The sequence below is a fragment of the Nocardia noduli genome (genome assembly GCF_019038455.1).
Classification (GTDB): Bacteria; Actinomycetota; Actinomycetes; order Mycobacteriales; family Mycobacteriaceae; genus Nocardia; species Nocardia noduli.
Map to the genome: position 1 here is coordinate 20,837 of NZ_JAFMPL010000044.1, position 21,747 is coordinate 42,583.

General features: G+C 67.4%; 16 protein-coding genes and 1 pseudogene. 7 read left to right on the plus strand and 10 right to left on the minus strand.

Annotated elements, in window-relative coordinates; genetic code table 11:
- Window positions 1-79: 79 nt before the first annotated feature.
- Both JZ792_RS22500 and JZ792_RS22505 read left to right on the plus strand, forming a co-directional pair.
- Window positions 80-1,627 carry an NCS1 family nucleobase:cation symporter-1 gene (locus tag JZ792_RS22500; RefSeq protein ID WP_216913039.1) on the plus strand — a complete coding sequence of 516 codons (1,548 nt, stop codon included), beginning with the start codon at window positions 80-82 and terminating at the stop codon, window positions 1,625-1,627.
- Window positions 1,627-2,358: an aspartate/glutamate racemase family protein gene (locus JZ792_RS22505; protein ID WP_216913048.1), complete on the plus strand. Its 732-nt coding sequence runs from the start codon at window positions 1,627-1,629 to the stop codon at window positions 2,356-2,358. The genes JZ792_RS22500 and JZ792_RS22505 overlap by 1 nt, the downstream gene beginning before the upstream one ends.
- Window positions 2,359-2,361: 3 nt before the next feature.
- Here JZ792_RS22505 and JZ792_RS22510 read toward each other — a convergent pair whose 3' ends face one another.
- From JZ792_RS22510 to JZ792_RS22535, 6 genes and pseudogenes are all read right to left on the minus strand, one after another.
- Window positions 2,362-2,712, minus strand: a complete 351-nt coding sequence (locus tag JZ792_RS22510) for a hypothetical protein (protein ID WP_109530013.1) — start codon at window positions 2,710-2,712, stop codon at window positions 2,362-2,364.
- A gap of 270 nt (window positions 2,713-2,982) precedes the next feature.
- Window positions 2,983-3,369 (minus strand): annotated as a pseudogene (locus tag JZ792_RS22515) (GrpB family protein); the annotation flags it as partial.
- 75 nt (window positions 3,370-3,444) lie between these two features.
- The gene (gene idi, locus JZ792_RS22520; protein ID WP_216913050.1) at window positions 3,445-4,014 is read right to left on the minus strand and encodes an isopentenyl-diphosphate Delta-isomerase; all 570 of its coding nucleotides are present in this window, start codon (window positions 4,012-4,014) and stop codon (window positions 3,445-3,447) included.
- A complete protein-coding gene (locus tag JZ792_RS22525) occupies window positions 4,011-4,883 on the minus strand; it encodes a geranyl diphosphate 2-C-methyltransferase (protein ID WP_216913052.1) in 873 nt (290 codons plus the stop codon). The genes idi and JZ792_RS22525 overlap by 4 nt, the downstream gene beginning before the upstream one ends.
- A 29-nt stretch (window positions 4,884-4,912) precedes the next feature.
- Window positions 4,913-6,448: a family 2 encapsulin nanocompartment cargo protein terpene cyclase gene (locus JZ792_RS43010; protein WP_216913054.1), complete on the minus strand. Its 1,536-nt coding sequence runs from the start codon at window positions 6,446-6,448 to the stop codon at window positions 4,913-4,915.
- A 13-nt stretch (window positions 6,449-6,461) separates the two neighbouring features.
- Complete coding sequence (locus JZ792_RS22535) at window positions 6,462-7,862, minus strand: family 2B encapsulin nanocompartment shell protein (protein WP_216913056.1); 1,401 nt, start codon at window positions 7,860-7,862, stop codon at window positions 6,462-6,464.
- Between the two features lie 310 nt (window positions 7,863-8,172).
- Here JZ792_RS22535 and JZ792_RS22540 point away from each other — a divergent pair, with 310 nt between their 5' ends.
- Entirely contained in the window at window positions 8,173-8,961 is a 789-nt protein-coding gene (locus JZ792_RS22540; protein WP_216913058.1) for a bestrophin-like domain, read from the plus strand.
- 6 nt (window positions 8,962-8,967) lie between these two features.
- Here JZ792_RS22540 and JZ792_RS22545 read toward each other — a convergent pair whose 3' ends face one another.
- Window positions 8,968-11,418, minus strand: a complete 2,451-nt coding sequence (locus JZ792_RS22545; RefSeq protein ID WP_216913060.1) for a beta-glucosidase family protein — start codon at window positions 11,416-11,418, stop codon at window positions 8,968-8,970.
- Between the two features lie 289 nt (window positions 11,419-11,707).
- Here JZ792_RS22545 and JZ792_RS22550 point away from each other — a divergent pair, with 289 nt between their 5' ends.
- Window positions 11,708-12,598 carry an SGNH/GDSL hydrolase family protein gene (locus JZ792_RS22550; protein WP_216913062.1) on the plus strand — a complete coding sequence of 297 codons (891 nt, stop codon included), beginning with the start codon at window positions 11,708-11,710 and terminating at the stop codon, window positions 12,596-12,598.
- 1 nt (window position 12,599) lies between these two features.
- Here the strand turns inward: JZ792_RS22550 and JZ792_RS22555 are convergent, their stop codons facing one another.
- A complete protein-coding gene (locus JZ792_RS22555; RefSeq protein ID WP_308165405.1) occupies window positions 12,600-13,208 on the minus strand; it encodes a TetR/AcrR family transcriptional regulator in 609 nt (202 codons plus the stop codon).
- A 74-nt stretch (window positions 13,209-13,282) separates the two neighbouring features.
- Between JZ792_RS22555 and JZ792_RS22560 the strand changes: the two genes are divergently transcribed.
- Entirely contained in the window at window positions 13,283-16,252 is a 2,970-nt protein-coding gene (locus tag JZ792_RS22560; protein ID WP_216913064.1) for an AMP-binding protein, read from the plus strand.
- 92 nt (window positions 16,253-16,344) lie between these two features.
- A complete protein-coding gene (locus JZ792_RS22565) occupies window positions 16,345-16,944 on the plus strand; it encodes a class I SAM-dependent methyltransferase (protein ID WP_216913066.1) in 600 nt (199 codons plus the stop codon).
- Window positions 16,945-16,948: 4 nt separating this feature from the next.
- On the opposite strand, the gene rffA is transcribed toward JZ792_RS22565, so the two are convergent.
- Both rffA and JZ792_RS22575 read right to left on the minus strand, forming a co-directional pair.
- The gene (rffA, locus tag JZ792_RS22570) at window positions 16,949-18,088 is read right to left on the minus strand and encodes a dTDP-4-amino-4,6-dideoxygalactose transaminase (RefSeq protein ID WP_216913068.1); all 1,140 of its coding nucleotides are present in this window, start codon (window positions 18,086-18,088) and stop codon (window positions 16,949-16,951) included.
- Window positions 18,078-19,223: a glycosyltransferase gene (locus JZ792_RS22575; RefSeq protein ID WP_216913070.1), complete on the minus strand. Its 1,146-nt coding sequence runs from the start codon at window positions 19,221-19,223 to the stop codon at window positions 18,078-18,080. The genes rffA and JZ792_RS22575 overlap by 11 nt, the downstream gene beginning before the upstream one ends.
- Before the next feature lie 290 nt (window positions 19,224-19,513).
- Between JZ792_RS22575 and JZ792_RS22580 the strand changes: the two genes are divergently transcribed.
- On the plus strand, window positions 19,514-21,715 hold the full coding sequence (locus tag JZ792_RS22580) for a hypothetical protein (RefSeq protein ID WP_216913098.1): 2,202 nt from the start codon (window positions 19,514-19,516) through the stop codon (window positions 21,713-21,715).
- The last annotated feature ends 32 nt before the right edge of the window (window positions 21,716-21,747 follow it).

A 21,747-nucleotide genomic window follows, 5' to 3' on the forward strand; every position in this document is an offset into this window, starting at 1 on the left:
CAATAACGGCGCAATTGTCGGGCAATGCGGGATTCCTACCGTCGAACCATCACAGTTTCACCTTCGGATGGGAATCACCATGACCGAAACACTCGCCCCGGCCGGATCCTCGGCCACCACACCGGGAAATCCGGGACCGGCGACGCAACCCGTAACGGCGACAAAGGATTACGATCCCCGGCTGACCAACGAGGATCTGGCCCCGCTGCGTGAGCAGAAGTGGGGCTCGTACAACATCTTCGCCTTCTGGATGTCGGACGTGCACAGCGTCGGCGGTTACGTCACCGCGGGCAGTCTGTTCGCGCTCGGACTCGCCAGCTGGCAGGTGCTCGTCTCACTGCTGGTCGGCATCACCATCGTCTACTTCTTCTGTAACCTGGTGGCCAAGCCGAGCCAGGTGACCGGCGTTCCGTATCCGGTCATGTGCCGCAGCGCGTTCGGTGTGCTCGGCGCGAACGTCCCCGCCATCATCCGCGGTCTGATCGCGGTGGCGTGGTACGGCATCCAGACCTTCCTGGCATCGGCGGCGCTGGACGTGGTGCTGATCAAGCTGTTCCCCGATCTCGCCCCGTACGCGGTGGTCGACGACTACGGCTTCCTCGGGCTGTCGCTGCTGGGCTGGGGCAGCTATCTACTGCTGTGGGTGGTGCAGGCGTGCGTGTTCTGGCGCGGCATGGAAGCCATCAGGAAATTCATCGACTTCTGCGGTCCCGCGGTCTACGTGGTGATGTTCCTGCTCTGCGGATACCTGATCGCCAAAGCCGGTTGGAGCGCCATCGATCTCAACCTCGGCGAGGTGACCTACACCGGCTGGGACGCGCTGCCGGTCATGCTCGGCGCGATCGCGCTCGTGGTGTCCTACTTCTCCGGTCCGATGCTGAACTTCGGCGACTTCTCCCGTTACGGAAAGTCCTTCGGCGCGGTCAAGCGCGGCAACCTGCTCGGACTCCCGGTCAACTTCCTGCTGTTCTCGCTGCTCGTGGTGATCACCGCGTCGCTGACGGTGCCCGTCTACGGTGAGCTGATCACCGATCCGGTCACCACGGTTGCGCGGATCGACAGCACCTTCGCGATCGTCCTCGGCGCGCTGACCTTCACCATCGCGACCGTCGGCATCAATATCGTCGCCAACTTCATCTCGCCCGCCTTCGACTTCTCCAATGTCAGTCCGCAGCGGATCAGCTGGCGGGCGGGCGGCATGATCGCGGCGGCCGGGTCCGTGCTGATCACGCCCTGGAACCTGTACAACAACCCGGATGTCATCCACTACACGCTCGAGGTGCTCGGCGCGTTCATCGGCCCGCTGTTCGGCGTGCTGATCGCCGACTACTACCTGATCAAGAAGCAGCAGGTGCGGGTCGACGATCTGTTCACCATGTCGACCACCGGAACCTATTGGTACAGCAAGGGTTACAACGTGAACGCGATCATCGCGACAGCCGTCGGCGCCGCCGTCGCGATGTTCCCGGTGCTGGCCAAGGGCGTGACCGGGATGCACACCGCCGCGCAGTACAGCTGGTTCATCGGGTGCGGGCTCGGATTCGTCGTCTACTACCTGTTGGCCGCGCGTACTGCGGCGGCGGGCAAGGCCGTCCAGGAGCCTGCCGCGGGGGAGGTTCCTGCCTGATGCGCATCCGTGTCGTCAACCCCAATACGACGCGGGCGATGACCGACACGATCGAGCAGTGTGCCGGGGCCGTCGTCGGCCCCGGCACACTGCTCGACGCGGTCACCAGCGCGATGGGACCGGCGTCGATCGAAAGTCACTACGACGAGGCCCTCAGCGTTCCCGGCATCCTCGATGCCATCGCGCGCGGGGAACGTGACGGTGTCGACGGCTATGTGATCGCCTGCTTCGGCGATCCGGGCCTCGACGCCGCCCGTGAACTCGCGGCGGGACCGGTGATCGGGATCGCGGAGGCCGCCATGCGCGCGGCCTCGTACCTCGGGCGTGGTTTCAGCGTCGTCACCACGCTGGATCGCACCATCGGCCGCGCGGAGGATCTCGCCGAACACTATGGGATGCGCCGTTACTGTCGCGGCATCCATGCCTGTGAGATCCCGGTGCTCGCGCTCGACACCGATCCGAACGCGCGCAAGATCGTCACCGAGGCCTGCCGGGAGGCGGTCGAAGCCGACAGTTCCGACGCGATCGTGCTCGGCTGCGCGGGCATGGCCGACCTGTGCGCGCACATCCGTGCCGAGATCGGTGTCCCGGTGGTCGACGGGGTCGCCGCCGCCACCCTCACGGTGCAGTCGCTGATCACCCTCGGTCTCAGGAAATCCGGGCGGGGGGAGTTCGCCGCGCCCCCGTCGAAAACGTATCGCGGCGTCCTCCGCCCCTTCGGCGGTCCCTGAGTATCAGGCGGCGACGGCCGAGGTCAGTTCCTCCAGTGCGAGATCCGGATCGGCGACGTCGACGACGATGCGGGTGAATTCGGTGCCCGCCAGATCGATGCGAATGGCGCGGCCGCCGAATCGGGTGTCCCAGAACTCTTTCCGGCGTCTACCCCGATAGGTGCCCGCCGCGATCACACCCGGGAAGAAGGCGCCGGGCGCACGTACCCACGGCGGGCGCAGATCGACTTCGGCGAGGGCGATCTCGGTGATGTCGGACAGGTCGACGGTCACCTGTTCGCGCAGCGAAAGGATCCGGTCCATCCCGAGTACGTTCACCGTCACCTTGTCCTGCGTGACTTCGACCTCGACCATGGTGCACCTCACTTGCCGCTGGATTTGCGTACCCCTCAACGATCCACTGCGCGCCTGGTGTGACCCTGTGGCAAACCTGTGATTTACCCAAGCTTCCGCGCGGATCGTCGGGCGGCCGGGAACTTCCCGCCGATCCGCACCCGTGAGCGGAAGGCGACACTCCGGGGGCTATTACATGTCAGTACGCTGATATGCGCATCAACGAATGTCCGACGCATCGGGAAACGGCAAAACGCACGCGCGTCACCGAAAAACAAGGCGGGGACGCCGTCAGTCGGGCGCGAGTCCGAGTGCCTTCGCGATGAATCCCGCCTTGGCGTTCGTGTAGGCCTCGCGGTCCTCTTCGTGTCGGTCGGCCAACCGCCGTTTGAGCTGTGCGTAGTCGTCGGCCAGCGTCCCGTCGCGTCTCAGGGCGTCGCGAAAAGCGATCTGTTCGCCCCAACGCGGGTGACCGGAGGTGACCAGGTGCAGGTGGGCGATTCGGTGCTGCCCGGTTTCGTCCGGTTTGACGAAGAAGCGACGCCACGGCCGACCGTCCAGTTCCGGCGGCACGAAGCACCAGCCGTCGACGGTGAAGCGTTGCGCGGCCTCGACAACGACGACATCGAGATGGTTCACCGAGGCCATGAGATCGATGATCGGTTTGGCGGCCAACCTCGGAACCGCCGAACCGGTCGAGAGTCCGCGTGTCCACGGGCTCGTCTCGACCGGTTCGGCGTCGGATACGTCGGACTACCCTTCGGTCCGGTGGTACGCCTTGTCGGCGATCTCCAGCACACTCCCGAGCCAAGGGGAGTAGTTCGCGGGATCGTCGCACAGACGCATGCGCAGGGCGTCGGGCTGGACCCACGCGAAATCTGCGACCTCGGCCGGATCGGGACGCGGTCGCGCCGATCCGAGCCTTCCGATGAGGACGTGATCCCATTCGTGCTCGACCCGCCCGCTGTCGGCGTCCTCGGCTTGGTAGCGGAAGACGCCGACCTCGGTGAGGTCGGTGGTCAGGCCCAATTCCTCGGCGAGACGGTTCGCGGCCGCGTCGGTCACCGATTCGCCCGGAGCCGGGTGGCCGCAGCAGGTATTGGCCCAGACCAGGGGGAACCGGGTCTTGACCGCGGCCCGTTGCTGCAACAGCACGCGGCCCGTGGTGTCGAAGAGCAGCACCGAGAACGCGCGGTGCAGCAGTCCCGGCGGTTGATGCGCCTGCGAGACCGGGCACGCGCCGATCGCGTGGCCCGCGTCATCGACGAGTTCGACGGGCAGGGCCTCGCGATCGGTCAGTGGTTCGGCCAGGGTCTCGGTCACCGCCCCACCCTATCGGCGACGATCAGCAGGTATTGGAAGCTACCTTCCCGGTACGCGGTGAGGAAGGGCTCCTCGATACCGGTCGCGAGCTCGGATTTCGTGCGCAGTTCCCAGTACGGAATCGTCGCCGGGGTGAGATCGACCACGGAGATCGGCGCGAGGCCGTTGCGGGCGAGCGCACGGAAGTATTCGCTGCGCGGATGGATCATGCACCCGTAGTGCGCGTCGATCCGGCTGACCGAGGACGAACGTCCGCCGGCGACATCGTTGGAGCAGCCGGTGATGCAGGCGTAGCGTCCGCCGCGTCTCAGTAGCCGGGAGAATTCGGCGAACAGGTCGAAAAGATCCACGTACATGGTGGTTTCGTTGGTCCAGATCCCCTGCATCGCGCCGGACTCGAATCCGGTCTCGAGCATATTGCTGAAGTGGAAACTCACCTGGTCGGCGATACCGCGATGCCGCGCTTGCTCATTGGCGAAACCCACCTGGTACTCGGAGATGGTGACGCCGTCCACGCGGCAACCGAACCGCTGATGCGCCATGAAGCTGGTACCGCCGCGGCCGGAACCGCCGTCCATCAGGCGATCACCGGGCCGCACCTCCCCGAGGTGATCGAGCAGCAGGTCGGCCTGGGCTGTCTCGAGCCGATGCAGTTCCTCGACGATGCGTTCCTGCCTGGTGTCCTCAGGACCTTCCAGCACCGAGAGATCGGGGTCACCGATCCCGTAGTGATGGTGGTAGAGGCCGTCCACCTTGCCGAGTTCGGTGTTGACGCGGTCGTCGTTGGGATTGTTGTTCCAATAGTCGGCGACGGATTTCTGATAACTGGTGTGCAGTACGGCAGTGGTGTCGGGGCCGAGCATGGTCATTCGCGATCATCCTCTCGTTGCGGTACTGGCTATTTCACATCCTGATAGCGCTTGCTGCCGGTATGCCACGCCCGGCTGCCGCCCATCCAGGCCCATAATCCGGCCAAAAATCTGTGCAATTCGGGCGAACCCGTCGCGGCGAGCGGGGTTGCCTCGCTCTCGAACCGGTGCATCAGTTCGTCGTGTGCGGCCGCCGTTCGCAGCACCGCCTCCCGTCGTGAGCAGTTCTCCTCGGCGGCGAGAACCGTCGGAAGATTGAATTCCAGGTGCTCGGATCGGTCTTCGCGGGCCATCGAATAGAGATCGTTCACCAGCTGACCCGCCAGCGCGGCGGTGGTGACCACCCGCCGCACCGCGGGGTCGGTGTATTCCGCCGCCCCGAGTTCGTAGCCGCCGACCACATCGCACAGCGCCATACACGGAAGGAAGCTGTGCGGTTGCCGGTTGGCGAGGTACTCCCATACCGGCGGCATCCGCCCCGTCACCCGCCAGCCCGCCTCCGCGCCGAGTGCGATGAACCAGCCCGCGATCTCGGTGCGCAGCCGTGCCAGTTGAGCGGGCGAGGCGTAGCGCGCGAGATGGTCGAACGAGGTACGGAAGGCACGCAGGACGGGGTCGGCGCGCATCGCCGCCTCCGATTCCGCGAGGTAGCGCACGGGCAGGTGGACGGGATCCATGGCCGCCGCGACGAGTCCGAGCCGCGGCCCGAGTTCGGCGGCGGAGCCCTCCGCTCCTTCCTCGCAGTAGTAGTCGTCGACCGACCATTCCGAGACCGCGCATTTGGCCGCCGCGAGCAGCCGGTCCGGATCGTCGCAATCCGGATGGGCGAGCATGATCAGTCGGCCGAAATCCGCCTCGTGCAACTCCCGCGTCCGGCCTTCGTACAGACCGATGTCGCGGGCCCAGGCGAGGAGTCCGTCGTTCACCAATTCGGCGAGTACCGGATCGTCACGTGTCGGCGGCGGGCAGTACAGCGGGGGGATGTCCCCGGCGGCGGTAGGTGCCACCCGCTGGCCGTGCCCGATCGGTTCCGATGCGCGAGGTACGCGAACGACCGTCGCGGGTGTGACGGGTCCACCGGGAGGCGGGAGGACCGACGGTGGATGTAAACCCGTCGGATCGACCCCCTGTGCCGATCCGACGGGAACTCGGGGGAATGCGCGCGGTATCGGGATAGCGGGATGATCGTCGGAATGTCCCATCGATGGTGAATCGGACCGCGCCGCCGCGGTTTCGGGCCGCCGGGGTGGGGCGGCAGCGGACGAGGCCGGCGACCGGTGGGTCGCCGTGTGACGCGGTGCGATCATCGGTGACGGGGTGGCCGAGGCGGGCAGTCGCAGCGCTGCGGTGCCCGGACCGGTGGGGCCGAGCAGTCCCGGAGCGCGTGACGGAACGGGACCGCCTTCGATAGTCTTCGAAACTGCTTCCACCACTGCGGATATGGGCCGCGCGTCGCCGAATGGATCGGTGGGAGCGGCGGTATCGGCGAGTGACAGCAGGGCCGCGACGATCGATGCCAGATCGTTCGTCACCGGTGGCGCCGTCGCACGGGAGATGACCGACATGCTCGGCGCCCGGTCAGTCGGCTTGCCGGGCGATCTGGATGTTGTCGAGTATCCCGAGGGCGTCGGGGGTGAGCACCGCGGTCGAGTAGTAGCAGCTGACGAGGTAGGTGATGATGGATTGGTTGTCGATACCCGTGAAGCGGACGTTGAGACTGGGTTCGTACTCGTCGGGAATGCCGGTCTGGTGCAGTCCGATGACGCCCTGGTTCTTCTCGCCGGTACGCAGCGCCAAGATGCTGGTCGTATTCGTCGGGCTGACGGGAATCTTGTTGCAGGGCAGCAGCGGAATGCCGCGCCAGGCGGGGACCTGGTGTCCGTCGACCACGGTGGGGGTGGGGTAGATGTGCGCCTTGGTGCATTCACGGGCGAACGCGGCGATGGCCTTGGGATGTGCCAGCAGCAGGGTGGTGTTGCGGCGCATGGAGATCAGTTCGTCGAGATCGTCGGGGGTGGGCGGTCCGGACTGGGTGTGGATGCGCTGTTTGAGATCGCAGTTGTTCAGCAGCCCGAATTCCGGATTGTTGACGAGGTCGTGCTCGCGACGTTCGTAGAGCGCTTCGATGGTGAGGCGCAACTGCTGCTGGGTCTGGTTCATCGGGTCGTTGAAGAGGTCGGCGACGCGGGTGTGGATGCGGAGTACCGACTGGGCCAGGCTGAGTTCGTATTCGCGCGGGTTGGTGTCGTAGTCGACGTAGGTCGGTTGCAGTACGGGCTCTCCGGTATGACCGGAGGTGATCTCGATATCGGCCTCGCCCTTGGTGTTCTGCGGCGGCTTCTCCCGGTGGTGGGCGAGGTGCTCGCCGAGAGCGGGGTGCCGGTCGAGCAAGCCGTCCAGGGCGCTGCGCGACAGCGTGAGCAGGGTGGTCTTGGTCAGGGTTTTGAGGGTGTGGGGCCAGATCGTGTCGGGATCGGTGAGGGTGGCATCGCCGTAGTAGTCGCCCGCGGCGAGAACACGGTGTCGCGTGTGTTCGCCGTATTCATCGGTGCCGATGGTCGCGATCTTTCCGTGCACGATGAGGATGAGCTGGTTCATCGGGTTGCCGAATTCGGTGACGACGGTGCCGGGCGGCAGATCGTGCTGTTCGAATCGGTCGGCGACCGCGGAGAGGGTGTCGACATCGGTGACGCCGTGCAGCGCGGGGATTTCCGTGAGTTCGAGCGGGATGACGCGGGCGTTCGGCCCGTCGATGACGAATTCCACCTCACCGTTGCCGACGGTGTGGGACAGCCGTCGGTTGACGCGGTAGACGCCGCCGTTGACCTGCGTCCACGGCAGCATGCGGGTCAGCCAGCGTGAGCTGATGCCCTGCATCTGGGGTTCGGATTTGGTGGTGGTGGCGAGCTGGTGGGCGGCGGTGGTCGACAGCGACTGCCGCGCAGCGTTTTCCGTATTGACTGGCATTTCGATGGTCATGCGTGGTCCTCACCTCAGAGATGGCCGAAGAGACGTTCGCCGAAATTTTGCGAATCGATGGCTGTTCGGAATTGCGGAGGGGCACGAGCAGGTGGATACAGTCACTCGAACGAATTGACTTACACGACACTGCGTTCCAGACGAGACGATGCTAGGTCGCGGATACTCGGCGGCGCAGGGGAATTCGCAGAATGGCCGATTCCCGATCATGCGTACGCGACACGCCGTCGACGACGCGGACACACAGAAGATCGGGTCCTGAACCGGGATTCGCTGCCGGATGTCCACGAGATAGCTATCGTGGATTCCCATGTTCACCTGGATGTACGGGTTGCCCGTCTGGTTGGACTTCGTCATCATCACCGCGACGGCGGTGCTGGTGGCGTGTGCGGGTATCTGGTTCGCTCGCCCGCTCGTGCTCCGGCTCTTCGGCCCCGAGCCGGGGAAGAACGAGACCGTGACCATGGTGCTCACGGTCGGCGGTGTCTTCTACGGTCTGCTGCTCGGTCTCGTCGCGGCGGCCACCTACGAGAACGCCGACGTGGCACAGGGTCTCGTCGCCGATGAGGCCGCGGCGGTCGGCACCCTGTATCGCGAGGTCAGCGCCTATCCGGAACCCGAACGCGCGGTGCTGCGCCAGGATCTGATCGACTACACCGACAATATGCTGCTCGTGTGCTTTCCCGCGCTGCGCCGCGGCGAGGAACCCGCGGGCGGCACGGCGTTGGTCACTCGGTTCCAGGAACATCTGCTGGCGTTCCAGCCCGAGACCGCCGCGCAGGGGATCGTGCACGCCGCGACCATCGACCAGTTCGCGCGGTTCGACCAGGAACGGCGGCATCGGATCAACGCCGCCTCCGGTGGCATTCCCGACGTGCTGTGGGCGGTGATCCTGGTCGGCGGCGTGATCAACCTGGTGTTGCTGTGCCTGTTCAGTCTCGATCGCGGCGCGCACCTCGTCCTCGGTGGCCTGTTCGCCTTCTTCCTCGGCGCGATGATCTTCCTGATCGCGATCCTGGACTTCCCGTTCCGCAGTGAACTCAGCGTCGATCCGGAGCCGTTCGAGAGTATGTACACCAACGTGATGGGCGTGACGTGACCGATCTCATCCCAGCGTGACGTGCATGGCGACCCTGCTGTCGGTGAACGATCGGGCGGCGTCTATCCGATACTCGCCCGGCACCGTGGTCCAGGCGTTCGACGTCTCGTCCCAGATCTCGAAAGCCCTCGGGGGCAGCGGGATCGAGATGTCGACGGAGGTACCGGCCGCGGCCTCGACGGGAGCGAAACCCGCCAGCCAGCGCCGGGGGCGCGGCACCGAATCGTCGCCGGGGGTCAGATAGATCTGCACGATCTCGCGCCCGTGGCGGTCCCCGGTATTGCGCAGCCGGACGGTGACCGTGTTCGCGTCACCGGATATCGAATCGTATTCCCATGTCGTGTAACCCGTTCCGTGGCCGAACGGGTAGGCGGGGACGGTGTCGCCGCGATCCCAGGCCCGGTATCCGATGAAAACACCCTCGCTGTAGGGCAATACGCCATCGACCGGCGCCACCTCGGTGACCGGCGCGTCGGCGAGGGTCGCGGGCCAGGTCGTCGGGAGTCGTCCGCCGGGCTCCCGGTGGCCGAGCAGCACGTCGGCCAGCGCCGCGCCCGCCTCCTGCCCGGGAAACCAGCCGAGCAGGACGGCGGCGACATCGTCGCGCCACGGCATGGCGACCGGCGAACCGGCGTTGACCACGACGATCGTGCGTGGATTGACGGCGGCCACCCTGGCGACGAGTTCGTTCTGGCGACCGGGCAATTCGAGATCGGTACGGTCGAAACCCTCGGATTCGACGCGCTCGGTGGTGGCGACGACGACGATGGCCGCCTGCGCCCCGGCCGCCGCGGCGACGGCCTCGTCGATCATGTCGCCAGGATCGCGTTCCGGTTCGCTGTGTGCCAGTCCGAACACGACGATGGGTAGCGGTATCTCGGCGGACTTCACCGGCGTATAGGTGAGCGAGACCTCGACGGGTCTGCCCGCGGACAGGGCGACCCGGCCGCGCTCGACCGGCGCAGCGAAGAACCCTTCGAGTTGGTCGCCGCTGAACTCCTGGGGCCCCGCGAAGAGGACGGTGCCGTCGACGACCAGTTCGTGGCGGCCCAATCCTTTGGTGCCGAAGGCGTGTTCGCCACTGTCGCGCGGTGTGAACGTGCCCGCGATCTCGACGCTGTGCAGGGCGTCGTAGGTGACGCCCTCCGGCACCTCACCGAGCCAGGTGATGCTGCCGTTCGGCAGGGGATAGGTGCCGATGATCTCGCCCGCCGCGTCACGGACGACCGCCCGCAGTGTGAATCCGGTGTTCGCCTCGCCCATCTCGTCGCTCGGGTCGGCGCCGACGGCGAAGGTGACGGCGGTATCGGGCAGCGCCGCCGTGAGACCGTCCAGCGGTGAGACGACCTGTTCGGGATAGACGGTCGCCGAACCGCCGCCGAGGATGCGCGCGTCGATCGCCGCCCGGCCGAGAACCGCGACGTGGCGCAAACCGGTGGCCTCCAGCGGCAGCGCGGGACGGCCGTCGAGTTCGGCATTGCGCACCAGAACGACACCGCGGCAGGCGATCTCGCGGGCGAGCGCGCGTCCGTCGATCGGTGCGGGCAATCGGTCGGCGGGGACGGCGGGCGGCATCGCCGCCAACGCGCCGACCCGGGCGGCCAGTCGCAGGACCCGCCGGACCGCGTCGTCGACGTCGGCCTCGTCGACCCGGCCCGCCCGGACGGCGTCGGCCAGTTGCGCGCCGTAGACGGTGACCGGCCCCGGCATCGCGATATCGAGTCCGCCGCGCAGCGCGCCCTCGGTGCTGCGCGCCGCGAGCCAGTCGGAGACGACACAGCCGTCGAAACCCCACTCGCCGCGCAGTACCCCGCGGACGAGTTCGCGGTGTTCGGTCATGGTGGTGCCGTTGACGCTGTTGTAGGCGGCCATGATCGCCCACGGCCGCGCGTCGCGGACGATGGCCTCGAACGGGGCCAGGTAGAGCTCGCGCAACGGGCGCGCCGCGACGGCGTTGTCCACGGTGAACCGGTCGGTCTCGGCGTCGTTGGCGACGAAATGTTTGACGGTCGCCGCGACGCCCCCTTCTTGTACGCCGCGCACAAAGCCGGTGCCGATGACGCCGGTCAGGTACGGGTCCTCGGAGTAGCACTCGAAATGGCGTCCGCCCAGCGGCGATCGATGCAGGTTGACGGTGGGGGCGAGCAGTACGTCGACGCCCTTGCGCCGGGCCTCCTGGGCGAGCAGCCGCCCGGCCCGCGCGGCCAGGTCGGGGTCCCAGGTCGCGGCGAGCGCGGTCGGCGACGGCAGGGCGACCGACGGGTCGTCGCCGGCCCAGCGCACGCCGCGCACGCCGATCGGGCCGTCCGACATGACGATCGATCGCAGACCTACCTGCGGTAACGCGGGTAGCGACCACACGTCGCGGCCCGCGAGGAGCGAGGTCTTGGCGTCGAGATCGAGCTGTTCGACGGCGGCCTCGATCGCCGCGTCGTGATCGATATCCGACCTGATCATGCTGTCGGTCGCCTTTCGTCGTTCGTCCGGCCGAGGGAGACGGCGTCGGGGCACGGGCCACCGCGGAACGTGCGATCGCGGCGCGGCGTGGCCAGGAGGAGCCTGCCACGAACACCTAGTGATCGGTAGGTGAAGTTATCAGTTCGTTACCTAGAATTCGGGTGGAGACTCGCGGAAATACGTCGCGCGTTTGTCCGCCGCGTACATTGACGCCGCTCGGCCCGAGCGGCGATTCTCGTTGCGTCTGCCTATCACCAGGTCGGCGAAACCGCACCGCAGAGGATCATTCATGCGCTTCAGCCCTGCCCGTACTCGTCTGCGCCGAGTCGCGAGAGCCGCCTTCGTCGGCGTCGCCGCGACCGCCTTCGTCGGCGCGGTGCTCACCCCCGCGACCGCCCGCCCCGGAACCGACGTCTACGTGGCGCTCGGCGATTCGTACGCTGCGGCGTCGGGGGTGCCCAACCAGACCGCCGGTCTGTGCACCCGCTCGGACCAGAACTACGCGAGCGTGGTCGCGGCCACGCTGCGGCCGACGACGGTGCGCGACGTGACCTGTGGCGCGGCGGTCATCAAGGATATGACCGAGCCGCAGAAGAGTCTGCTCACGGGCAGCGCGATCAACGCACCCCAACTCGACGCGCTCAGCGCGGACACCACCCTGGTCACGCTCACCATCGGCGGCAACGATCTCGGCTTCGTCGATATCGTGACCCGCTGCGCCACCGTCTTCGCCAACGACCCGAAGGGCGCGCCCTGCGCCGCGGCCTTCGGATCGGAACTGACCGAGCGCACCGCGCGGATCGCCCCGCGCATCGGCGAAACCCTGCGTGCCGTCAAGCAGCGGTCACCGAAGGCGCAGGTCCTGCTCGTCGGCTACCCGGCGACCCTGCCGGAGGAGGACACCGGTTGCGGCACCGATCAGCTCATCGCCGTCGGTGACATCGCCTTCGTCCGTTCGACGATGCGCGAATTCGCCGTCATGCTCGCCGCGCAGGCCGCGGCCAACGGCGCGACCTACGTCGACACCTACCCCACCACCATCGGCCACGACATCTGCAAGCCGCCCGCCGACCGCTGGGTGGAGGGTCTCATCCCGTTCCAGCCCGCCGTGCCGGTGCATCCGAACGTGCACGGGGAGCGGGCGATGGCGGGAGCCGTGCTCGCCACGCTCGGACTCTGAGCTAGCGACTCGCCTGCTCGGTCGTGCCGAGCAGGTCGAGGAACGCCCGGAAGGCGGCGGTCATGTCGACCGCCTCCGGGTCGAGCAACCACTGGATCTGCAAGCCGTCGAGCACGGCGATGAGCAACGGCGCCGCCTGGTCCGGGGTGAGTCCGCCCGGCAGGCGCTCGCCGAATTCGGCGGCCAGTATCTCGGTGAACACCGCCCGCGCGTTGCTGTAGCGCTGCCGGAAGAACTCCTGCGCCGGATGGTCGGCCCCGGTGACGCTCTCCCCGACCAGCGCGGTGAAGGTCTGCACGAGACCGCGCCTGGACGCGTTGTACTCCACCAACTGCTCGAGGTGGCGCAGCCGCCAGTCACCGCGCCGCTGCGTCGGAACGGCGGCGGTATCCCAACGATCGCGCGCCTCCAATACCGCGACCAGCAGTAATTCCTTGCTGGGGAAGTAGTGCAGCAGTCCGGGCTGGGTCAGCCCGACACGCTCGGCGACCGCGGCCAGCGACGCGCCCCGATACCCGCGCTCGGCGATCACGTCCATCGCCGCGCGCAGGATCGCTTCCCGACGTTCCTCGGCCTGAGCGGCCCGGCCGCCCCGCTGTCGCGCAGTCACAGCTGGAGCCTATCGGTGCACGGATCCGGTCACGGCCGACCCATAATGGACAGACGATGTGGAAAGCTCGTGTGATGGCTAGGCCAGGAGCGATCGTGAAGTTGAGTGCGAAGGATTTGGTGAGCTCGGTTCAGCGGCTGATGTCTACCGCGCAGAACGGGCTGGAGGTGATCCGCTTCGGCGGATTGACCACCGATGTGGAGTCGTCCCCCTTCGAGGTGGTCGAACGCAGACGCATGTATCGGCTGCGCCACTACTTCCCCGACGACGCCGCCCCCGGACGTCCGGTCGCGCTGCTGGTGCCACCGCTCATGGTCAACGCCGACATCTGGGATGTGAACGCCGAGGACGGCGCGGTCGGCATCCTGAACCGCGGCGGCATCGATTGCTGGGTCGTCGATTTCGGCTCGCCCGCGACCGAGGAGGGCGGCTGGAAACGCGATCTCGCCGATCACGTGCTCGCGGTGAACAGCGCCGTCGACACCGTCAGCGAGGCCACCGGCGCGCCGGTACATCTGATGGGGTACTCCCAGGGCGGCATGTTCGCCTATCAGACCGCGGCGTACCGCTACGGCAAGAGCGTGGCCAGCATCGTGACCTTCGGCAGTCCCGTCGACATCGTCGCGGGCATGCCGTTCGGACTGCCGTACGGGCTGGTCTCCGATGTCGCGGACTTCGTCGCCGATCACGTCGTGACCAGACTGCCCATCACCGATTCGATGGTCCGTTTCGGCTTCCAGATGCTGGATCCGGTCAAGACCGCGAAATCCCGGATCGATTTCCTGCGTCAGCTGCACGACCGGGAAGCGTTGCTGCCCAAGGAACGTCAGCGTCGATTCCTCAACAACGACGGCTGGGTCGGCTACGCGGGGCCCGCCGCCGCCGATCTGCTCAAACAGTTCGTCGTGCACAACCGGCTGATGTCGGGCGGTTTCGTGATCCGCGACCACCCGGTGTCGCTGGCGGAGCTGAAATGCCCGATCCTGGCCTTCCTCGGCGAGGTGGACGATATCGGTCAGCCCGCGGCGGTGCGCGGCATCCTGCGCGCCGCGCCGAACGCCGAAGTGTACGAAGCCGGTTTGGTGGCAGGACATTTCGGTCTTGTTGCGGGTAGCACGGCGACCAACCGCACCTGGCCGCTGGTGCGGCAGTGGATCGACTGGATGGACAACGACACACCGCTGCCGCCCGAGATCTCGCGCATGACCGAACATGTCGAGACCAACGCCCCGCGTTCGGCGGCGACACGGGTACTGCACAACGCGGCGGCGCTGGCCGAAGCCGGGGCGGGCATGGGCAAGGCGCTGGAGAATATCGCCAGCAGCGCGGTGCGCGGTTCGGTCGAACTGGCGGGCGAGGCGGCGCGAGCGCTGCCCCGGCTGACGCGACTCGGCATGATCCAGCCGAACACCCGGATCTCGTTGGGCCGCTTGATCGCCGAGCAGGCCCGGCGCGCCCCGCTGCGCGAATGCTTCCTCTTCGACGATCGGGTGCACACCAACGCCGCCGTCGACGCCCGCATCGACAATGTGGTGCGCGGACTGATCTCGGTCGGCATCCGGCCCGCCGAGCGGGTGGCCGTCGTGATGGAGACCAGGCCCAGCGCGCTGGCCACGGTGGCCGCGCTCTCGCGCCTCGGCGCGGTGGCCGTCCTGCTCGCGCCGGGCAGCGAACTGGGTCACGCGATGGAGCGCACCGGTGTCAGGACGGTCGTCACCGACCCCGAGAATGTGTGCCAGTCCGTCGAGACCGGGCGGCGGGTGCTGGTACTCGGCGGTGGCAGCGCGCGCACCCTCGACATTCCGTCGAGCGAGAATGTCGTCGATCTCGAACAGATCGATCCGAGCGAGGTGCGACTGCCCGCCTGGTACAGCCCCGACCCCGGTCTGGCCCGCGAGTTGGCGTTCGTCCTCGTCACCGGAACCGGTGACCGGCTGGAATTGAAGTACATCACCAACCACCGGTGGGCGCTGTCGGCCTTCGGTACCGCGACCTCCGCCGACCTGGATCGCAGCGATACCGTCTACTGCCTCGCGCCGCTGCACCATTCCTCGGGTCTGCTGGTCAGTCTCGGCGGCGCCATCGCGGGCGGCAGCCGGATCGCGCTGGCCCGCTCGCTGGTTCCGGAGCGTTTCGCCGAGGAGGTGCACCGCTACGGCGTCACCGTCGTCACCTACACCTGGACGATGCTGCGCGAAATCCTCGACGCCGAGGTGTTCCCCGCGGGTCACGCGCATCCGATCCGATTGTTCATCGGCTCGGGGATGCCCGCCGGACTGTGGCGGCGCACGACCGAGAAATTCGAACCGGCCCGGGTGCTGGAGTTCTACGCCTCCATCGAGGGAGATGTGGTGCTGGCCAACGTGACCGGCGCCAAGGCCGGATGCAAGGGCAGGCCGGTACCGGGTACCGCGAGGGTCGAACTGGTCGCCTACGACCCGATCACCGAACGCGTTCTCACCGACGAATCCGGATTCGCCCGCCGCTGCGCCGACAACGAGGTGGGCCTGCTGCTCGGCAAGGCTTCCGAGGGGTTGGACATCTCCGACGGCGGCCTGCGCGGGGTCTTCGTCGCGGGCGATTCCTGGATGCCGACCGAGAACCTGTTCCGTCGTGACAGCGACGGCGACTACTGGCTGGTCGACCGCACCGACACCGTGATCAAGACCGCGCGCGGTCCGGTCTACACCCAGCCGATCGTCGACGCCGTCAACGACATCACCGCCGTCGATCTGGAGGTCGCCTACGGGCTCGCGTCCCGCGAGGGCACGATCGCGGTGGCGGCGCTGAGCGTGCGCGCGGGATATCGGCTGTCGCCCGGAGACGTCACCGAGGCGGTTCGGGCGCTCGAACCCGGTCAGCGTCCCGATCTGGTCCACGTCGTCGACGAGATCCCGCGCAGTTCCACCTACCGTCCGTCGACCCGCGCCGTACAGGCGGAGGGCCGCCCGCCATCGGGACAGGACACCTGGCGGTACGACCGGTCGAGCGAAACCTACGAAATCCTCACCGAGGACGCGGCACGAACGCTGTTCGGTGACTGACGTTATCGAAACGTGTTGTCGAACAAGGGGTTCACCTGGGCGTGAATTTTCCACCGTGTGCCGAACCGATTCAGCACGTAGCATCCGAAGGTGTGAGCTCGAGCGTCATCTACCGTAATCGGACAACCTACGAACTACTGATGCGGGGACTCTACGGTCGCCATTACGGAGCTCGGTACCGGGCCATCGCGGAACTCGTTCCGGAGGGAGCGTCCGTGGTGGACGTCTGCTGCGGGCCCGCGACGCTGTACAGCCACTACCTGCGTGACAAGGGTGTCGACTACACCGGCCTGGATCTGAACGAGGGTTTCATCGCTCGGCTCAACGAGGCGGGTGGCACCGGGCGGGTGTGGAATATGCATTCCGACGACGAACTGCCCGCGGCCGACTACGTGGTCATGCAGGCGAGCCTCTACCACTTCCTGCCCGATCCGGCCCCCGTCGTCGACCGCATGCTCGGCGCGGCGCGCAAACAGGTGATCGTCGCGGAGCCGGTCCGCAATATGGCCACCAGCGACAATCGGGTCCTCGCCGCGGCCGCGCGCCGCTTCACCGACGCGGGCGACGGCGCGCAGGAACACCGGTTCGTCGAGGCGAGCCTGGACCGATTCTTCCGGGCCTACGAGTCGCGCGTGGCGGAGCGGACGCTGATCGCCGGTGGTCGCGAGAAGCTCTACGTGCTGACGGCCTAGCGCCCTAGACCGTGAAGGCGGTGACCGCGTCGACCACGCGGTCCACCTGCTCGTCGCTCAGCGCGGGCCACAGCGGCAGCCGGACGACCGTGCCCGAGAACTCCGCGCTGTTCGCGCAGGGCACGGGCGTGCGGCCGAGTTTCAGCCCCGCCGGACTCGAATCGAGCGGCACGTAGTGGAACGGCGCCGAGATCCCGCGCGCGCCCAGATGCGCGATCAGGTCGTCGCGACGTTGCTCGGTGGGTGTGCGCAGGTAGAACAGGTGCGCGGTGTGCTCGCGATCGGCGGGAACCCACATCAGCCCGACGTCGTTGCGCGCGGCCCATTCCGGCAGCGCGGCCGCGTAGGCGTCCCACACCCGGTGCCGTCCGGCCTGGATGGTGTCGAATTCGTCGAGCTGGGCGTCCAGGACGGCGGCGTTCAATTCACTCGGCAGATAACTGGAGCCGATGTCCTGCCAGGAGTACTTGTCCACCGCGCCGCGCAGGAAGCGGGCCCGGTCGGTGCCCTTCTCCCGGATGATCTCCGCGCGCGCCATCAGGATCTCGTCGGTGAGCAGCAGCGCGCCGCCCTCACCGCAGTGCACGTTCTTGGTGTCGTGGAAGCTCAGCGAGCCCATCGTGCCGATGGTGCCCAGCCGCCTGCCGCGCCACGCGCCGCCGAGTCCGTGCGCGTTGTCCTCGATGATCGCGAAACCGTGCGTGCTCGCCAGTTCCAGCAGCCCGGCCATATCGGCGGCCACACCGCCGTAGTGGATGACGACGACGGCCTTGGTCCGCTCGGTGATCACCGCGGCGACCGCTTCGGGGGCGAGGTTGCCGGTGGCGAGATCGATATCGGCGAAGACGCAGGTCGCCCCGCGCAGCGCCATGGAGGTCGCGGTGGAGGTGAACGCGAAACTCGGCACGATCACTTCGTCGTCGGGACCCAGTTCGAGCAGCAAGCCGGCCATTTCCAGCGCGGACGTGCACGAGGTGGTCAGCAGCGCGTGCGGCGCCCCGGTGATGGTTTTCAGCTTCGCCGTGGCGGCGGCCGTGAACTGCCCGTCACCGTGACTGTGGTCGGAGGCGAGGACGGCCTCCAGATTCGCGAGTTCCCGGCGGGCCCGGAACGGTCGGCTGAAGATGACGCGATCAGTGCTCAACCCGGTCGGTCCCCCTGCTGGCGGCGGTGTTCGACAGTTCCCGCGCTTCCGCGGCGTCCGTGGATTCCGGCATGGATACGGAGGCTACCGGTTCGGTCGCGCGCACCGGTCGCGGCGTCGGCGTCTGGACGGTCAGGTAGAGCGGTTTGCCGACCAGGATATGCAGTGCGACCCCGAGATATTCGGCGATCAGACCGAGGGAGAACAGCACGGCGCCCGAACACAACAGCAGCACGACGATGGTCGACGCCCAGCCTTCGGGAGCCCAGTCGTCGGCGGTCAGCGCTTCGAACACCACCACCCCGGCCATGACGACACCGCCGAGTGCCAGGGTCACCCCGAGCATGCTGACCAGGCGCAGGCCGCGGGTGCCGCTGCACAGCACCATCTTCCAGAACAGGGAGAACAGCCGTCGGTAGTTGTAGCCGGATTCCTCGCGGCCCTCGGCGCGCAGTTCCACCGGAACCTGCGCGACCCTGCCGACCACCCAGGTCAGCGCGACGTCGAGGTAGACGCCGTTGGAGGCGACCTCGGCCAGTTGACGGCCGATATCCCCGCGGATCAGGCGGTAGCTCTCGAATCGGGTGGAATCGGGGAAGGCGAACACCGTGGCCAGCACCAGCTTGGCGCCGCGCGAGGTGAGGTTGCGCAGGAATCCGTGCGGCCGGGTATTGCTCGGCTTCGAGTACACCAGATCGGCGCGTTCGGACAGCGCCGCGTCCAGGAAGGTGCCGATGAAGGCCGGGTCGTGCTGGCCGTCCTCGTCCATGGTGACGATCCAGTCGCCCGCGGCGACGGTCATACCCGCGATGGTGGCGGCGTCCTGGCCGAAATTGCGGCTGAGCCAGACCGTGCGCACGTACTTGTGGCTCTGTTCCAGCTCCTGCAACACCACATCGGAGCGGTCGGGGCCGTTGTCGTGCACCAGGATGATCTCGTCGACGACGAACGGCGTGCCCGACGGTGTCAGGCCGGGTTCGGTCAGTCGATGCAGTTCGGCGACCAGTTGGCCGATCGTGTCCTCGCCGCGATAGACCGGGACGACGACCGATACCGTGTGCGGCCGGTCGGTGCCGGGACGACCGCTCGACGCCGGTTCGGCGGAGCGGTGCGGGCGTGTGGGGGGAATCGGCATCAGCTGGATCGACTTTCGATGACGGTGCGTGCCGGAATTCTCCGCGCAACAGCGGAGCCCGAGCCGCCGTGAACTCTAGCACGGCCGTCGCCGCGCGATCCGGGCCTGATCATCACACCATCATGGTGGCGTCCAGGGTCGATGCCAAGCGTTCCCGCCCCCTGTAGGGTTTGGAACTCGTGACCGATAGTGCAGTAACGAAGGCCGCGCACGAACGACCCGAACGGGTCGACGGGGATGCGGCCTCCGGCTCCGATCCGATTGTCGTGGAACGTGATTCGCGCCGCGACGTGCTGCGGTGGGGCTTCGTCACCACCGTCGGCGTGATCGCGGGATATCTCGCGGTACTCCTGGCCAACGCCAGGCATTACTTCACCGACGACACCGAATCCCAGTACACGTCGCTGTGGGTCGGGCTCGGCCGTTCGCTGCGGGACGGGAACTTCCCGCTCATGGTGCCCGAGCAGTGGATGGCCGGTAACAACACCATGGACGACGCCGGGTTGTTCAACCCGCCGCAGCTGCTGATCGATCTGATCGCGCCGTCGGTGGACAACGTGGCGCTGTACGCGACCGTGGTCAAACTGATCTTCGCGATCATCGCCGCGCTGGGCGTCTACCGGATCGGACTGGCCTACGGCGGCAGACCGGCCTGGTCCGCGGTCGCCGGTATCGCCTTCCCGCTGTCGGGTTTCTTCCTGTTCTTCGACCAGGCCAGCTGGATGACCGCGCTGACCGGCACCGCGTGGCTCGTCCACGCGTGGGCGTCGGCGGTTCGCTACACCCGCGGCACCTCCGGTCCGATCCCGGTCTTCGTCTTCCTCTACCTGACGATTTCGACGCAGTACATCTTCCCCGCCGTCGAGGCCGCGCTGATGCTGCTCGCCGTCGCCGTCGGCGAACTGATCTACCAGCGCAGATGGCAGCCGGTGCTGCGCCTGACGCTCGCGTCGGGCTGTGCCGGGCTCGCGGGCCTGCTCACCTTCCTGCCGAGCATGCTCTCGGCGAAGGTGACCTGGCGCGGCACCGCGCAGATCATCAACGACCAGTTCCTGACCGTGCCGTGGTCGGAATCGCTCAACGCCAGCCTGCCCAGTTCACTGCCCGCCTTCACCTCGTGGTGGGGCTATGTGCAGCCGATGCCGGTCACCTATATCGCGTGGTTCCTGATCCCGGCCCTCGCTTTCATCGACTGGGAACGGGCGCGCGGGGCGTGGCGGGAGCTGAGCGCGGTCGGGCTGTTCGCCGTCATGATGCTGATGTGGACCGCGGGCCCGGGTTCGGTGGGTCCGCTGCGCTGGCCGGTCCGCGTGCTGCCGATGCTCGCCATCGGTCTGCTGGTACTGGTCTGCGTGCTGCTCGGACGTTTCGGGACCTTCGATCGGTCGAAGAACCGGGCGGTCGCCGCCGCGGTGCTGATCGGTCTGCTGTGGGTGCGGACGTTCTCGGCGGATCCGCACGATTGGCTGTGGCATCTGCTCGCCGCCGCGGCGGTCGCCGCCCTCGGCGTCGGCGTCGTTCTGCTCGGCCGGACCAAGGGTGTCGCCGCGGCCTGCGCGCTGACCATCGTCGCGATGTTCCCGATCGCCTACGTCCAGGTGCACGCCGCCCAGCCGACGCCGATGGCATGGAACCTGCCGGTGAAACGCTCCGACGCGAAGGCGGCGTTCCCGGATTTCACGGGCAACACCATCCAGTTGGCCGATCGCGGTCTGATCGGACCGGCCGACAAGAGCGTGGAAGGCGCCTACGGTTCGCTGGTCTTCGGCAACTACGCCAAGGGTCTGGAACTGAGCTACGTCAACGGCTACACCCCGACCGGACATTTCTATTTCGGTGAACTGCTGTGCATGCGCTGGGACGGCAGCGTCTGCCCCGACGCCTACCGCCGGATGTTCGCCCCCGAGGCGAGCACCGGGAAACCGTTGGTCGATCTGATGAAACTGGATCGGGTCGTGGTGCAGCGCGCGCTGTTCCCCGACGCCGCGGCCCAGCCCGCGCCGGAGGGTTGGAAGTGGGTGGACTATCCCGGCCACGAGAAGTACATCGCGGTCCTCGAACGTCAGGACGGCCTCATCTCGACGGTGAACGGTCGCGTATCGGACGCCGACAAGGTCACCGCGACCTCCCTCTCGGAAACCGATGCCACCAGCCGGGTGCGGGTGTCCTCCGCCGAGGGCGGCAGGGTGGTCTTCTCACGTCTGGGCTGGCCGGGTTACCGGGCGACCCTCAACGGTTCCCCGATCGGTTTCACCACGGTCGCCAAATCGTTCGTCGCCGTGAACATCCCCGCCGGAACCCGGAACGCCGAACTGGAACTCACCTGGCGTCCGCCCGGCTGGAAGATCGGTATCGCGACGACGGTCGCTGGCCTGGCCGGTATCGGTCTGCTCCAGTGGCTGTACATCCGCTCGCGTCGCCGTGACACCCCCGCCGCCTCGGATCCGTCACCGCGCGAGCCGGAACGCGAACTGGCCGACGCGGTCTCCTAGTCCGTAGATCCGCCCGGTACCGCCGGACTCGT

What these genes read in the sequence shown, in the direction of transcription:
- JZ792_RS22545 (WP_216913060.1), bottom strand. Translation starts at nt 11,418, where the DNA reads ATGATCAGGTCGGATATCGATCACGACGCGGCGATCGAGGCCGCCGTC.
- JZ792_RS22560 (WP_216913064.1), top strand. Translation starts at nt 13,283, where the DNA reads ATGGCTAGGCCAGGAGCGATCGTGAAGTTGAGTGCGAAGGATTTGGTG.
- JZ792_RS22510 (WP_109530013.1), bottom strand. Translation starts at nt 2,712, where the DNA reads ATGGTCGAGGTCGAAGTCACGCAGGACAAGGTGACGGTGAACGTACTC.
- JZ792_RS22505 (WP_216913048.1), top strand. Translation starts at nt 1,627, where the DNA reads ATGCGCATCCGTGTCGTCAACCCCAATACGACGCGGGCGATGACCGAC.
- JZ792_RS22525 (WP_216913052.1), bottom strand. Translation starts at nt 4,883, where the DNA reads ATGACCATGCTCGGCCCCGACACCACTGCCGTACTGCACACCAGTTAT.
- JZ792_RS43010 (WP_216913054.1), bottom strand. Translation starts at nt 6,448, where the DNA reads ATGTCGGTCATCTCCCGTGCGACGGCGCCACCGGTGACGAACGATCTG.
- JZ792_RS22540 (WP_216913058.1), top strand. Translation starts at nt 8,173, where the DNA reads ATGTTCACCTGGATGTACGGGTTGCCCGTCTGGTTGGACTTCGTCATC.
- JZ792_RS22550 (WP_216913062.1), top strand. Translation starts at nt 11,708, where the DNA reads ATGCGCTTCAGCCCTGCCCGTACTCGTCTGCGCCGAGTCGCGAGAGCC.
- JZ792_RS22500 (WP_216913039.1), top strand. Translation starts at nt 80, where the DNA reads ATGACCGAAACACTCGCCCCGGCCGGATCCTCGGCCACCACACCGGGA.
- JZ792_RS22535 (WP_216913056.1), bottom strand. Translation starts at nt 7,862, where the DNA reads ATGACCATCGAAATGCCAGTCAATACGGAAAACGCTGCGCGGCAGTCG.
- JZ792_RS22575 (WP_216913070.1), bottom strand. Translation starts at nt 19,223, where the DNA reads ATGCCGATTCCCCCCACACGCCCGCACCGCTCCGCCGAACCGGCGTCG.